Source organism: Desulfonatronospira sp. (assembly GCA_003563255.1).
Classification (GTDB): domain Bacteria; phylum Desulfobacterota; class Desulfovibrionia; order Desulfovibrionales; family Desulfonatronovibrionaceae; genus Desulfonatronospira.
The window spans coordinates 1-14,837 of sequence record PWSL01000158.1 but is presented as its reverse complement, the minus strand read 5'-3'; the positions used below and the strand labels follow the sequence as shown (position 1 = coordinate 14,837).

The following is a 14,837-nucleotide window of genomic DNA, read 5'->3' as shown; positions in this document are numbered from 1 at the left end:
GAGAGGTAAGGCTGGAGCCTGGGAACGAGAGGTAAGGCTGGAGCCTGGGAACGAGAGGTAAGGCTGGAGCCTGGGAACGAGAGGTAAGGCTGGAGCCTGGGAACGAGAGGTAAGGCTGGTGCCGCAAAAAATAAGCGTTCCCATGATTGAACCTGGGAACGAGAGGTAACCAGGAACGAAGAAACCTGGAACCGATTTTAACGACCAACATGTTTGTTTGAAATTTGTGCTAAACGCCAAGTTAAACCATTGAACTCTGTGCTGTTGTAGACTAAAATCCGCTAATGCTGACAAAATGGACTGCACTCATAACCTGCCTCTCAGCAATTCATATACTGTCCTTGTGGTTTCCGCAACAGGCCATGAGCCGGGAATTTGATACCCTGGATCAATTTACCGGAACACTGGAGATGAGCATTACCGAAGCTGTTTCTCTGGCGCTGAGCCACAATAGAAACATTGATAGTGCTTACCGGGACCGGGTCATGCAAAAGTTCAATTTGAGACGGGATCTGACCAAAGTTCACCCTGACCTTGAGATCACCCTGGGAGCTGATGGATCTATCATTGATGAAACCACAGACTACAGAAGCGGGGATACCCCTGATGCCAGGACCACCATAAGAAGTGCGGGCACTTTTGCTGAGACCAGGGTGACTCAGACTCAGCCTGCAGGGGCTGAACTTTCTTTTGTCTGGGAAAGCCGGGCTTAGACTAAGCTGGAAGGGGACAGGCACTTTTGCCGCCGGATAGTCCGACCGTTTTACGGTTTGAGGGCGGCAAAAGTGCCTGTCCCCGGTGGCCGAGGCGATACTTTACACAAAGTTTCGCAGTGCATCTGTTTAGCGCTTTGGATGTGGCACGGGGACTGGCTCTTCCGGGATCCACTTGTCCCAGAATATGAGACATTCTGAGCACAAAATGATGCTCAAGTGGGTCCCGGAGTTGCCTGTCCCATGCTTTCCTTAAACGCGCTAAACAGATACGTCGCTGTAGTGTTAATGCTTGCTGGTGGATGATACCGGATTCCAGAGAAATGATTTTTGATGAGTTTTTAAAAAGGGCCTGCCCTCCAAGAGGACTGGACTGGCGCAAATACAGGCGTGCCAGTCGGCGCAATGTGCTCTCGCGTATTTACCAGCTGGGACTTGGAGGTTTTTCCGAGTATGCTGACTACATTGATGCCAATCCGCTGGAAGCAGCCTTTTTGCCCAACCTGCTCAGAGTCACTGTGAGCCGTTTTTTCCGGGAGACAAAACTCTGGGACCATCTGGTTGCCGATATACTGCCGGCCATGGTTGCTGAACATTCCGCCAGTCGGCCGTTACAGGTGCTGCATATTGGATGCTGCAACGGCGAAGAGCCCTACTCCATGGCTCTTTTATGGAAAAATGAAATAGAACCGGTCTTTCCCGGGGCCGGCATCTCAATTACTGCTCTGGACATTGACCGGTCGTGCCTGGATCGGGCCAGAGAAGGCTGGTACCAACGAAAGACGCTGCGGGAAGCCCCTGGTGATTTGCTGAGAAAGTGGTTTAAGCCGGAAGAGGACGGCTACCGGTTGCATGATGAAATCAGGCGCATGGTCAATTTCAGGCAATTCGACCTGTTAAAAGACGATCTGCCCCGGGAACAGGATATTGTATTCTGCAGATACCTGGTCTTTACATATTTCCAGGGCCGGCGACGCAGGGAACTCGCCGAAAGCATTGCAAGGTCCCTAAGGCCAGGCGGGTTGCTCGTTCTGGGTCAGAAAGAGTCTATTGGCCCTCAGAAAGAAGACCTGCTAACTCCTGTCCACCAGACTTTGAAGATATACTGTAATGTCAGTCAGGCTTAAAATATCGGATATCGTATCTGTACCCCTGCTCCACCAGGAACATCTGCCTGTTGGCGGCAAAATGCTGCTCATCGGTATTGTGTGAAACAAGGGTATAGAACAGTGAAGGTCTTGTTTTGGGTCTGAGTATTCTGCCCAGACGCTGGGCTTCTTCCTGTCTGGAGCCGAATGTACCTGACATTTGCAGCATGACATTGGCATCCGGCAGATCCACTGCAAAGTTGGCAACCTTGGAAACCACCAGCATATTGAGGCTGCCTTCCCTGAATTCCTGATACAGCCTGTTGCGCTCTTCCAGCCTGGTCTTGCCGGTGATGATGGATATATCCAGCTCTTTTGCAATGCTTTCCACCTGGGAAATATACTGACCGATAATGAGAATGGAATCCCCGGCATGATGCTCCAGCAGTTCCCTGACCAGCCTGGGCTTGTTGCTGTTTTCAGCGGCTATGCGGAATCGTTGTCTTTTCCCGGCCATAGCGTAAGAAAGTTCTTCTTCAGGGGGCAGAGGCAGCCGGTACTCTATGCACTCCGCCTCGGCTATGAATCCCTGCTCTTCCAGCATCTTCCAGGGCAGATCGTACTTTTTTGGACCGATCAGGGCAAAAACATCGTCTTCTTTGCCGTCTTCCCGGACCAGGGTTGCAGTCAGGCCAAGCCTGCGCTTGGCCTGAATGGAGCTTGTAGCCCTGAAGACCGGGGCCGGCAGCAGGTGTACCTCGTCATAAATGATAAGGCCCCAGTTTTGCTGGGTAAACAGGCTCAGATTGGCAAAATTGCCTTCTTTGCTGCGCCGGTAGGTAAGCATTTGATAAGTGGTCAGGGTGACCGGCCGGATGTCCCTGGCATGAGCATTGAATTCGCCTACCATGTCCTCCTGAAGGTTGGTCCTGGTCAACAACTCGTGACGCCATTGATGGATGGAAACATTGTTGGTGGTAATGATGAGGGTCTGGGCACCGACCTTGTCCATAACCCCCATACCCACTATGGTCTTGCCTGAACCACAGGCCAGTACAACTATTCCGCTTCCCCCGGCGGCCCTTCCGGATTGATAAAAGGCTTGAACGGCTTCATGCTGGTAGGGACGCAGGGTGAAGGACCGACCGTCGGACCCCGCAGCCTGCAGCTTTACCTCCAATGGTTCCCCGGGTATGTATCCACAGAGATCCTGTACCGGATAGCCGAACTTAATGAGTTTGTGTTTGAGTTCTCCACGCAAATCAGGAGTAATCACAAAGCCCTGCCCTGATATTTCAGACCAGAAAGGCTGCAGGTCCTGGTTTTCCAGGAGCCGTTTAAATATTAATTCGTCTTTGATGCCAAGGTAAAGAGCCTCATCAGATTTCTTTTCCAGGACCAGCTGACCGTAAATACCGGCCCATTCACTCACTGCAGCCGTGACATTGCCGGGAATCGGGTATTTTGAATACACTTCAAGGCCCTGAATGATTTCGTCACTGGTCATACTCAGGGCCATCGCGTTCCAGATGGACAAAGGGGTCAGTCGATAAGTATGCATGAACTCCGGGGACTTCACCAGTTCTGCAAACCGGGAAAGAAAATCCCTGCATTCCCTGTATGAGGGGTGTGCCACTTCCAGGAGGATGGTGTGGTCACTCTGGATTATCAATGGGCCCTGACCGCTCATTTTTCAAGATCCTGGATTTTAACCCGGTAATGCTTTTTCAGGCTGTTCAAAGCTGCATCAACGTCTTTCTGATCGCACCTCAGGTACCTGATGCCCAGGGAATTGGTGTCTGGATGGAAAACACACCCGGCCTTGAGCATTTCCTTACGAAATATTTCATAGCTCTGCTTATCTGGAAAAAACAGGGTGATTTCAGTGCTGCGTTTTAAAACCACGCTTTCTTTCTTTGCTGCCGGACTTTTTGCGACTCTCTTGCCGGGAAACCTTGTACAGGCCGTATCCGGCATGGGGCGCAACCGGCCCTTACCATGGGATACAAGCAGCGGGACATGTTCGGCCTGCTCCAGGTCCTGGAAAAGCTCATCCGGATTATTCACCAGGTCAATGCCTTTGTCTATACTCTCAACCACGTGTCTGTCCTTTTCCGGGACCTTAGTGTCCCACTCCAGCAAGCCAAAACCTGAATACAGGATAAAGGCGTCAGCCTGGCCCGCCCATTCATCCAGTTCAATGCCGACATTTTGAGGCGGTTCATTGCCGGAAAGGGTCTTAAGCATGGCCTTGATATCCAGGCTGTCATCCTCTGCCAGGGCAGCGGCAACTTTTTTGCGGTTCAGTTTCAGAGTGGTTACTGTTCCCATCCGTTTGCAGTCTGTCAGGGGGGCAAGCTTTCTGAGAGTTTTCACCGGGTAAATCTGAGATTCAACCTGGATTTCAAAGTTGGGTTCCACTGTAACGCAAGGATCAGGCAAAGCCTTGTGCTGGACCCTCAGGAACAAGTCATTGAGCTTAAAGGCCCTGATCTGGTCCAGCCCGGGATAAATATCCGGCCTGGGTTCAGCATAAGCCAGTTCGACATAGCCCAGCATCAAAGGCAGACCCTCCAGAAAACGCTCCACATACCTGCCTTCGACCCGTTTAAAACCGTCTGTGTCTTTGCTGGAGATGGTCATGTGACTGGAATCGTCGATCTTTCTTTCATGGAAATTGATATAGCGATCCTGATTATTATTTCCATGATATGCAAATTTTGGATGCCGGGGGATGAGAAAAAAAGGATGCTGTGCCTCTAAAAACCTGACAAAGGAATCCACGCTGTACCACACATCGCCTGGACACTGTCCAAGCAGATGCATAAGAAACCTTCTGATTTCAGCGAAGTTTATGCCCGGCAGCACCCCTGTCCTGCATCCCTGCTTGCCAAAAGGTTGAAGGCGACCCAGCAGTCCTGGGGTAAAAAATTCGTTATTACAGGCAGAATAGCTGTTAATCAGCTTTTGCAGCAGACTGTCTTCCTGTTTTTGGAGAAACGACTCACAATAATCATAATATTTTGTCTGGTTCACTTTGATATAATTATCTGTAAACGAAGGCTCCTGGCTGGTATAACCGATGTATTCCCCTTCAGTGTCATAGGAAGTCCAGCCCATGTTCAGAGCAATGTCATCCAGCTTGTTCAGCCAGGGGCTATAGCCGTACTGTTCTACTGCCTGGCTGACCTGGGACATACTCATCAGCCTTGCAAGCCTCTTGGCATCCGCCTTGGGTAATTGATTGCCCCTGACTGTGCGCTTGACCTGCCTGGAAATCATGTAATCCATGAAAGTATGCAGGTCCCTGCGCAGGTCATAGGGATTTGTTACCACTTCCAGGTTGCCGACATCCATTGTTTGCAACTGCATATTTCAACCGTTAAGACTGCTGTCGGGTTTTAACCATCTTTACCACGTGCCCGGACTTTTGCACCACATGGGCTACAGCCACTGCCAGGTCCTCTGCAAAGGCAATGTGTTCATCATCGAGAAACACAAGAGAAGAATCATCGAAAGCCTGCTTAATGGCCACCCGGAGAGTGACATCGCGCACCCTGGCCACCATGATGCCTTTGTGAACAATAAGCTTTCCCATGCGTTTTCTGACTGTTGCCGCAACCTTTTTGTATGTAATAATATTACTGGTAAGCCAGTCAAATAACTGATCACCTTGCAACCTGTCCATCTCACGGCCCATTCTGATAATATTGGGCATCGCCTTGAGCCTGCTGTCCTCATTTTCAAAACTGGAGATTTTTGCCAGAATTTCCAGGTCCTCCAGGGTCATTCCAGCCGGATCAACCATTACCTGGTTGCGGGCGTCCAGTTGCAGGTACTTATCCGGAGCAGGCCTTTCGCCTGGTTCACTTTCAGGCCCTGCAGAGCGGTAAACAGCCCGACCGTCAACAACAGTCCTGTTCAGACAGCCGTGCTGCCAGCCCTGCTCGCATATTTCCAGGGGATTATTCCGGGGATTATTGCCGCAGAACACTTTCAGGATGGGCTCAAGCTGCCCCGGTTCAATCCATTCATGCTCATCCAGAAAGGACAAGGCATAGGTGACGGTTTCCATGACGGAAATGACGGGTGAATATGAGAAAAAACCACCTTTATTCTTTGTCAGCGCTTTTTGCCAGCCGTCCCTCTGCCATTTTCTGATTTCATTCATGCTGAAGGGTCTGTTTACAAAGAGCAGTTCACCGTGCTGAATTGAAAACAATAGCCCTGCTCCTCCAGGGTCGCCTTCTCCACCAGCTTCTTTGAGATCATTTATGAGCTTCTGTTTTAAATCTGCGGTACTGTTTTCACCTGGTAACGGACTATGAATGCCTGAATTGAAAATGGAGGGCAGGCAGGAGTGAAATTCATTTGGGAAGTCAAAAAGCGTCCTCTCAAGTCTGGTGCTCAGATGTGTCATGATTTTATTTTCGGCAAAAAGCAGAATCCCCTTGCGGATTAATCTCTTTTTGACCTCATTGAATACATCCTTGAAGCGCTGATTAAATGTGGAATTATAGTACCTGGGTTGTTCCTGGCCATAGATGGTACTGAAGGCCGAAACATCGACCGGTCTGGATAAATATTTCAAATAATGCAACAGCACCACTTCGTCACGGGTCAGGCTGTCCATGACCTCTTGAACGCCGGTAGATGAGAGAAAGCTCCCTTCAAGGAGATTGACTGAAGAAGCTATCCTGGATGAAAAGCCCCGATTTTTGCAGATGGCGGTCATATCCGCTTTTGCAAGCTCTTTATGGCACATCTGTCTGAGTATGTCGTTCTGTTGCATGAAGCTGTATCCTGTATGTTCATTTCAACGTAACCATTCAGAGGGCAGATGCCGGCCGGGGACAGTCCCCAGACCTTGTGCCATTAGTCGCTACCGGGGCCCCTGAACGTTTACGTGTGCGTGGGTCAGCCCCAGGGCGAAGCGAATCTATTATTGTATTCCTGGTCCCGGGGTCCGGGGTCTTTTAAAACGGGGCTTCGTCCATGCCTCCGGCCTCTGAGGGGAAGGCCGGGCCCATACTTTCCTGGCTTTCCCTGGTCTGGGTCTGTCCCTTGCCCTGTTCCGGAGCCTGGACGTAGGTGCCCGAGGACTGGGACTGTCCCCTTGAATCCAGTCCCTGGACCCGCATGGCCACAATCTCGGTCGTATATCGGTCCTGTCCCTGCTGGTCCTGCCATTTTCTGGTCTGCAGCCTGCCTTCCACCAGTACAAGGCTGCCTTTGCCCAGGTAATTGGCACAGAATTCGGCCGGCTTGTTGAAGACCACCACCCGGTGCCACTCGGCCTTGTCCACCTTGTTGCCGTCCCGGTCGGTGTAGGACTCGTCAGTGGCCACACTCAGGTTGACCACCGGCAGCCCGCTGGCTGTATAGGCAAGCTTGGGATCCTGACCCAGCCGGCCGACTATGATAGCTTTATTCATCGATCCTGCCATATTTCCTCCTTGTAATCCCCGGCCCGGTGCATGATCTTTTTCAGCGAACTATGCTTTGCTGCATCCGGTCCAGGATATCTTCCAGTTCGTAGGCTGATTTGTCTGCAGCCCTGGGATCCCAGTCACCAAGGCTCTTTACCAGCCTGTTTCGCAGTTCCAAGGCCTGGTGCAGATCTTTTTCAATTGCGGCCTGCAGTTTAGGGGGGAGCAACCCCAGTTTTTTGCGGTCAACCAGTGCATCCACCAGTTTAATATGAAAATCCTTGCCAGCCTTAACCTGGAGGTTATCCATGTCAAAAGCTGCAGCTGCAAGGTCTCCCCAGCGTTTTTTGGCTTCCTCCGGATCATGGGTCTGAGCCATGACCCTGATTTGGATTATCTCACCCATTATGTGTACTCCAATTAACACTACAGCGACACTTTGTGTAAAATATCGCCTCGGCCACCGGGGACAGGCACCCCCGCACTTATTTTTCTGAAGGATGTTTGACGGCATTTTCAAAATAAGTGCGGGGAGAGCCAGTCCCCTTCGAATTCAGATAAAGTGTCGCTGTAGTGTTAAGCAACTGTTAATGCAGACAGGCAGGTTTGCCTACTCCTGTTCTTCCCATCCACTCTGGATTTTGTCAATCACTGCCTTGATATCCTTAACCTGATCCTCGGGGCAGACCCCGAAAAGGGGGGCTCCCATTTCCACGCTTTCGTTGGAGTTGAAATACGAGGTATATATTATGCCTTGTGGTCCATGGTAGGGGATGGTGGTTTCACGCTTCATCCTGGACAGTATCAATACTTCATCGCCTTCCTTGACACTCACCGAACGAAGCCCCTGGGACTTAATCTTGGCATCGATTTCGGCAACAAAATAATAGCGGCCCTTTTCAGGGGCATTGAAAAGGTGCAGGGCCTTTTTAAGAATTATGTCCATTACCTCCTGTTTGGTAAGGAAATGCCGGATGGTCATCAAAGGGGTTCCGGCCTGGACGAATTCCCGGTCGTTTACGTCGTGAAATTTTACCACCTCACCATTTTCCGGGGCATAAACAGGCTTGGGATTACCCTCGCGCACCAGCCTGGCCAGCAAAGTGCCGGGGCGCTCAAACCAGGTCCCCGAGGCACCTTTAACCCTGGTTCCGATCTGGTCCACAGCGAACTCAATTCGCCCGGAATGCGGCGCACTGATGGTGATTTCCTTGTACGGGGCCTGCTTTATTTCATTTAAAATGGATATGGTGTCGATCAATGACAGCTCCTTGCAAGCAAAATGATATCGAACTCGGCATTTATCCGCAACTCAAAGAAGATTGATACGGATAATCACTACTATAGTGATACTTTATTTAAGCTGGAAGGGGACTGGCTCTTTTGCCGCCGGATAGTCCGGCCGTTTTACGGTTTGAGGTCGACAAAAGTGCCTGTCTCCGGTGGCCTTTGCCGCCAATATTTTTGATCAATCTACAATATTCAACCGGCAAAAGTGCCTGTCCCCCATTGAAATACCATACAGTATTATATTAGTTTCGCTGTAGTGTTAGCGGTAATACAAAAATTCTCCGCCCATGGTCATGAGGGCGTGATGCAGGTTGTTTCTGATTTCCCGGCGGTCCCAGATTCCCTGGATGTGCCCTCTGGACAGAGCCTGAAAGGACTTGTGGTAGTTTGGAGGGATGTCCAGACCGGTGGTTTCCCTGATGACCCCGGGGCCGGCAAAACCGATGTTGGCGGAGCGGATGGCGAACTGATACGGGGAACACCCCAGGAAACTGGCCAGTGGCCCGGCATAAGAATTAGTGTCATAGACCACCAGGTACAGGCCGCCGGACTCCAGGTATCTGCGTACTGACAGAGTGCACCGGGGCATCTGCAGAAGACCGTTGGTTCCCTCCTGGATGCGTATGCCGGCTGTGCCGTGGACATAGGCCAGAAAGGGCATGTGTTTGCGCCTGGCCTGCTCCGCTGCCCTGATGAATTTTTCTCCTTCAGCCGCGCCTACGCTTCCCCCTCTGAACCTGGCCAGCAGCATGGCCACCACCACCTGTATCCCTTTTATTTTGGCCTCGAAAGTCATGCAGGCACTCTTGTGCCCGGTCTGTTTCTTGGCCTTGTCCAGCTTATGGGTCAGTCCATCGAACTCCAGAGGATTTGAGGCCTCTATGGGGGCATTGAATTCTCGAATGGAGCGGGAATCAAAAATATTAAACAGGTACCACTCGTACTCCATGGGAAAGTGGTGGCCGCAGTGGCTGCAGACCCCTGCAAAGTCACCGAACAGATCCGGTGCCCATAAATCCAGGCAGTTGGATTTCCGGCTGTTGGGGCAGGTAAGGGTCTTATCCTGGTTGGCCTGAGGACTTACGTATCTGCAATGCTCATTCCAGGACATGCCTGCCTCCCAGGTGGACAGAGTGGTCAACTGGCAGACGTCTTCCCTGTCTTTTTTGACCCCCGGAAGTTTCTTGAAAAGGCTGGAAAAACGGTGGGTGACCCTGTCCATAAGGGCATGCACCTCCCCCTGCACATCTTCAGCCAGGTGGGTGATGGCCCTTTGATGCCGGCCGAAAAATTCGTAGCGCAAAAATGAGTAAATGGACCACCCGGTTTCCAGGGCGAAGTTTTTAAACCTTTGAAACCCTGTTGAGCTGTCTTCAAAGGCCCAGCGGCTGAGGCCTCTATACTTCTGGTATCTTCTCCAGACCAGACGTTCCTTGGACTTGGTGGACAGGCTCCATCTGACATAGATTTTGGGATTGTTGAGTTTTCTGAGGGCTATAGCCCGGAAAAGCTTGACCCCCCGGATGGAGAGTATGATTTCGTCGGTTGCCAGGATGACTTCCTGTCGCAGTTTGCGGTAAAACTCAAAATGGTCAGGCCTTGCCCCCAGGGGCGGCTCCTGTACAATGCGATCCACGTAGCCCATCTCAAGGTTGTCCCTGGCAGTAATTTTCAGCTGCCTGGCGCAATTCTCCACGAGTTTGCCGGAGGCCTTGCGGCTGGCACTGGAACGTCCTTCGATGGCAGCGGCTCCCTCCGGTGATATGACGGAATAGTAGCCATGGGAGAGCATTATCCTGGTATCAGCCAGGCCGATGGCTTCTGCGCCACCGGAGCCGCCTTCTGAAATGACAGCCACCACAGGCACCTTGATGCCGGCCATGGCATATATATTTCTGGCTATCTGCTGGGCAGCTCCGGGATAATCCTCCACAGGGTATGACCCTGGAGTGAAGATGTAGGAATGAATGGGAATGTTTTCCGTCTCTGCGACTTTCATATACTCCAGGGCCTTGGCGTTGCCCCAGGGTTTTACCGATCCCCCGTTTCTAAACTCCTCGCCGTGCCCCTTTTCCTGGCCGATGACCATTACCGGCTGCTTGTAGGTCTTTTTTCCCACGTTTCTGGTGATGTACGCCCTGGCGATGATCATGGAGGGATCTATGCTGTATTCCCCCTGCCCCCCGATCTCGGTGTAGTTGTCGTAGACGTTTTCAAGGATGTCCTTGAGGCAGACCCTTTGGGGATGTCGGACTATGCGCACCTTGTCCATAGGGGTAAGTTCTCTTTCCAGCTTGTTTTCCAGGAAGCTGAAAAGCTCGCTTAAGGAGGCGGTCTGGCGTTTACCTGTCCCGGTCCAAGGGATGGCAGAGACTGGCTGAGATCTTGCAGCTTTGAGCGCAAAAGGGAGATATTTGCATTTTCCCGGTTGCCGAAAATGTCTTCAATATATTGTAGACGTTCTCTTAAGTCCTGGATCTGTTTCTGTATTTCGGTCATATCTGGTGTACTTGGGAGTTAAAGATTAAAGGTAAAGCTTGGTCAGTGTTGTTCTTGTTTAAAATACAAGCAGACTGTCTGTTTTTTCTTTGAGATAACTGATATTGGACTTGAGATTCTCACCCATGTTGTTTCTGCCTTGCAGGGTTAACTGGTTCAGAAAGGTAAGTCCGCGTTTTTGAGCTTCTTTGAGATTTTTGCCCCAGACAATTCCCAGGGCCAGGTTTGGGTCGAACTCGGTGGGAATGTCATAGACCCGATCCCGGGGAATGTGCGTGTGCATCCTGAGCCAGGGATGTTCCGGCCATGAAAACTTCTCTATCCTGCCGACCCATGGCGTGAATGCATTGCCGGGATCTTCAGCCAGGATACGGTATTCTATGCCTACCCCTTCAAACTTAATGCTGCCTTGATCAAAATCCATCTTCTCACCCAGGCCGATACGGATCTGCTCCCGTATCAGGTCCACCTCCATGTCCTCAATCCTGGCGATAATGGCGGAAACTCCGTTTTCCACCTGAATGCGCGTGTTGACCTCCATGAGAAAAGGCTTACCAGTGGGACTGACTATCCATTCCCAGGTGCCTATGCTGTTGTAACCCACATTCTGGGCCATATGCACAGAGTACTCGATTACGTCATTAAGGACCTTTCCGGCGTCAAAAGCATAACTGACCGCACTGGGATCAAAGCCCGGAGCGACTTCAATTCTCTTCTGCCGTCCGGTGCTCTGTACTGTGCAGTTGCGGGTCCCGAAATGAACCACATTGCCGTGGCTGTCTGCAAGTATCTGTACCTCCAGGTGGTTGAAGTCAAAGATCCTCTGTTCTATCAGGACTCCCTCGTCCCGGAACTGGCGTCTTGCATAGTTCTTAACCTTTCTAAGCACATTGCGGAAGCGGTCCGGGTCATTTACCTCCTCGATGCCCATGCCGCCGCCCCCGGCAGAGGCCTTGACCAGGATGACAGGCTGTTCAATGCCCTGTTCGATCTGGAAATTGAAGAGTGAGCGGGCGACTTCCTCGGCCTCCAGGTCATCGAATATGGGGCGGTCAGAACCGGGTATGGTGGGTACATTCAGTTGTCTGGCCAGCCTCTTGGTGTTGATCTTATCTCCCAGGTCCTGGATTATTTTCCAGGAAGGCCCGATAAATTCCAGCTTCCTGCTTCTCTGGACCACCCGGCGGGCAAAGCGGAAGTCTTCGGCAAAAAAACCGTATCCCGGGTGAACCGCCGTGGCCTGACTATGGTCAGCCACAGCGAAGATCTCGTTGGGATCCTGGTAAGAGCTGATGCGATACAGGGAGTCTTCTCCACCGTGTTTCAAGGCTTCAGTACAGTGTTCCGACTGGGCGTCCTCCCTGGTGTACACGCATACAAAATCTTGACCCAGATCCTGGCAGGCCCTGAGGATACGAATGGCTATCTCTCCTCGGTTGGCGATAAGTACTTTATGTTTTTTCATCTTAATTTTCTTCGACCCTTTTTTTCTTTTCGGCGAGTATCCATTTTTTCTGTATTTCCAGCACCAGCTTGTCAAGTCTGGCTTCCTGGTGCAGATCAAGATTATGAAATTCACAGGCCAGCATGGAGTCCTTGTGCCTGATCACCCGGGCCTTGAGATCTTCTAAAAAGGTTTTGTCTCTGATCAGAAGTTCCAGTTCCAGTTCCTGGCCGGTCTCCACCTCCAGTTCCTGACCGGTCTCAATTTTTAATGCAACTCCCGAGGCACTGATGTCCTGGACAGGAAAAGCCTGGTGCCTGCCTTTGATGTGTACAAAAAGGCCTGGAATGGCAACCCGGTAGGCTTTGCGCCTGGTGTTGGTTTCGTAATCAAAGGTAAATTCACCAAAAAGATCAGACACTCACCCTCCGATATGTCTTTCCAGGACAAACTCCACCCGCCTGTTTCTGGCCCGGTTGCCCTCGGTGGTATTGGGATACAGGGGCTGCAGATCGGCATAACCGGTAGCAGTCATGCGCCCCGGGTCAATACCTTCCTGCATGAGAAAACGCAGGGCGTTCAGGGCCCGCAGGGAGGATATTTCCCAGTTGTCCTCAAATCTTCCTCCCTGCCTGGGAGGGATATTGTCGGTATGCCCTTCTATGTTGATTCGTTGTTCTGGATGGCGATTGAATATATCTTTCATATCCTGCAACACTTTTTTCCCCTGAGGTTTCAGGTCCACCTCCCCCAGGTCAAAAAGCACCTCCGAGGGCAGGGTCAGGGTGATCTTGCCCTGATCCAGCCTGGCCCCGACTATGCCTTCAATGCCTTTTTCATTCTGGTAATACTGGATGTCGGCAAATGCCTGCTGCTGAGCCTCGCGGAGCTGGCGGAACTGGGTTGCCATGTCCATAAGCACTCCGGAAGTATCTGTTCTTACCCGGATGCCCCAGTCTTCGGTATCTTTCTGACCCAGGGAGCTCCTGACGGACAGAATGGTTTCCCGGAATTTTTCGTCGCTAAGGGTGGAAAATGAAAACAGGAGTACGAAAAAAACCAGGAGCAAAAGTGCGATATCCGCAAAGATGGTTATCCAGCTTCTGGTGTCGTCATCCTCTTTATCCGGATCCATATCGGCGATCCTGGTGGACAGGCTGTATTTATCTTCGCTCATGTTTTCTCTCCGCCGGCGGCACGAAAGATGAGAGCTTCTCGTAAACCACCCTGGGGTTGTTGTTTTCCAGGATGGATTGAGCTCCCTGGAAAATTATTTCCAGATGCAGGTTTTCCTGCTGCGTCCTGCTCTTTAGTTTGCCTGCTATGGGCAAAAAGAGCAAGGTCGCCAGGATGGCACCATAAAACGTGGTCAGGATGGCTACTGCCATGGCCGGTCCAATGGACGCAGGATCATCCAGCATGGTCAGCATCTGGACCAGGCCGATGAGGGTTCCGATCATGCCGAAGCTGGGGGCGTAGGTGCCCATTTTTTTGAATACATCCTGGACAACTGCATGCCGGTTGCGCAGGGCCACGATTTCGATGCGCAGGGTCTGGGAAATCATGACCGGGTCTGAATTGTCGGCTATGAGCTGACAGGCCTTTTTCAGGGTGGAGTTTTCGGTCCTGACATTCTCCAGGGCCAGCAGTCCGTCCCTGCGGCTGATCTCTGCTATGCGGACCATTGTATTGACCACGTCGTTGGCAGTGATGCTTTTCCCGGAAAAGATGTAGAAAGCTGCATGAATGGCCTTGTTGATGTCGGTAACCGGAAAATTGATGCTGGTGGCGGCCAGGGTACCCCCAAGAACTATCATCATCCCGGGCACATTGATAAAGGTATCACCCGCCCCGCCAATGATAATGGCTCCGAGGATAAGTGAAAATCCTATAACGATGCCGAAAAAAGTTGCAAAATCCATAAAGCATCCTTATGATTTCAGGCTGTGCGGGAGATTTGTATGAGCAGCACTGTTATGAAGTGGTTCTGAGGTATTTTTTTCAAAAATGCAATGCTGAATCACAACTAACGCGGGCTATGCCCGCAACCAAAGAAAAAGAAGTGCTCTTATCCCACCAACTGGGACAGTCCCCGCGTCAACATTTTTTTGGTTACTGAAATCTTTAATTCACAAAACTGGTTGCCTTTTATCTGGTTGGATCTTAGCGGGGACTGTCCCATTACCAGGCGCTGAAACCCCGTCTCTGTTCGAAATTTTTCTTGTTTTTTATGACAGGGTCTCAGGAGTAAGTCACTAACTTCTCGATGCGAGGGAAAACGCTGAACAGATATAACAAGATGCGACTGAAATAAGTCTTATTTCCAGTCGCAGTAGTCAGTGGCCAGTAGTCAGTAAAATCAAAGAGTTAGATG

Annotated in this window: 13 protein-coding genes and 1 pseudogene; 2 read left to right on the top strand and 12 right to left on the bottom strand. The window is 51.1% G+C overall.

Annotation, left to right across the window (positions count from 1 at the left end; all coding sequences use genetic code 11):
* Positions 1 to 211, bottom strand: a 211-nt coding sequence (locus QZP87_RS04525) for a hypothetical protein (protein WP_291321729.1), incomplete at its 3' end; no start/stop codon positions are given.
* 151 nt (positions 212 to 362) lie between these two features.
* Here QZP87_RS04525 and QZP87_RS04520 point away from each other — a divergent pair.
* A complete protein-coding gene (locus QZP87_RS04520) occupies positions 363 to 713 on the top strand; it encodes a hypothetical protein (RefSeq protein WP_291321728.1) in 351 nt (116 codons plus the stop codon).
* A gap of 302 nt (positions 714 to 1,015) precedes the next feature.
* The gene (locus QZP87_RS04515) at positions 1,016 to 1,840 is read left to right on the top strand and encodes a CheR family methyltransferase (protein WP_291321727.1); all 825 of its coding nucleotides are present in this window, start codon (positions 1,016 to 1,018) and stop codon (positions 1,838 to 1,840) included.
* On the opposite strand, the gene QZP87_RS04510 is transcribed toward QZP87_RS04515, so the two are convergent.
* From QZP87_RS04510 to QZP87_RS04460, 11 genes and pseudogenes are all read right to left on the bottom strand, one after another.
* The gene (locus QZP87_RS04510; RefSeq protein WP_291321726.1) at positions 1,827 to 3,491 is read right to left on the bottom strand and encodes a DNA repair helicase XPB; all 1,665 of its coding nucleotides are present in this window, start codon (positions 3,489 to 3,491) and stop codon (positions 1,827 to 1,829) included. The genes QZP87_RS04515 and QZP87_RS04510 overlap by 14 nt on opposite strands.
* Complete coding sequence (locus QZP87_RS04505) at positions 3,488 to 5,173, bottom strand: hypothetical protein (protein ID WP_291321725.1); 1,686 nt, start codon at positions 5,171 to 5,173, stop codon at positions 3,488 to 3,490. Before QZP87_RS04505 ends, QZP87_RS04510 begins: the two co-directional genes overlap by 4 nt.
* Before the next feature lie 10 nt (positions 5,174 to 5,183).
* On the bottom strand, positions 5,184 to 6,593 hold the full coding sequence (locus QZP87_RS04500) for a hypothetical protein (protein WP_291321724.1): 1,410 nt from the start codon (positions 6,591 to 6,593) through the stop codon (positions 5,184 to 5,186).
* Between the two features lie 184 nt (positions 6,594 to 6,777).
* A complete protein-coding gene (locus tag QZP87_RS04495) occupies positions 6,778 to 7,248 on the bottom strand; it encodes a single-stranded DNA-binding protein (protein WP_291321723.1) in 471 nt (156 codons plus the stop codon).
* 40 nt (positions 7,249 to 7,288) lie between these two features.
* On the bottom strand, positions 7,289 to 7,636 hold the full coding sequence (locus tag QZP87_RS04490) for a hypothetical protein (protein WP_291321722.1): 348 nt from the start codon (positions 7,634 to 7,636) through the stop codon (positions 7,289 to 7,291).
* A 204-nt stretch (positions 7,637 to 7,840) separates the two neighbouring features.
* Complete coding sequence (locus QZP87_RS04485; protein ID WP_291321721.1) at positions 7,841 to 8,491, bottom strand: biotin attachment protein; 651 nt, start codon at positions 8,489 to 8,491, stop codon at positions 7,841 to 7,843.
* 288 nt (positions 8,492 to 8,779) lie between these two features.
* Positions 8,780 to 11,019, bottom strand: a pseudogene (locus QZP87_RS04480) (carboxyl transferase domain-containing protein).
* 58 nt (positions 11,020 to 11,077) lie between these two features.
* Entirely contained in the window at positions 11,078 to 12,484 is a 1,407-nt protein-coding gene (locus QZP87_RS04475; protein WP_291321720.1) for a biotin carboxylase N-terminal domain-containing protein, read from the bottom strand.
* A gap of 1 nt (position 12,485) precedes the next feature.
* A complete protein-coding gene (locus QZP87_RS04470) occupies positions 12,486 to 12,884 on the bottom strand; it encodes a PilZ domain-containing protein (RefSeq protein ID WP_291321719.1) in 399 nt (132 codons plus the stop codon).
* Positions 12,885 to 13,640, bottom strand: a complete 756-nt coding sequence (locus QZP87_RS04465) for an OmpA family protein (RefSeq protein WP_291321718.1) — start codon at positions 13,638 to 13,640, stop codon at positions 12,885 to 12,887.
* Entirely contained in the window at positions 13,627 to 14,385 is a 759-nt protein-coding gene (locus tag QZP87_RS04460) for a MotA/TolQ/ExbB proton channel family protein (protein ID WP_291321717.1), read from the bottom strand. Before QZP87_RS04460 ends, QZP87_RS04465 begins: the two co-directional genes overlap by 14 nt.
* Between the last annotated feature and the right edge of the window lie 452 nt (positions 14,386 to 14,837).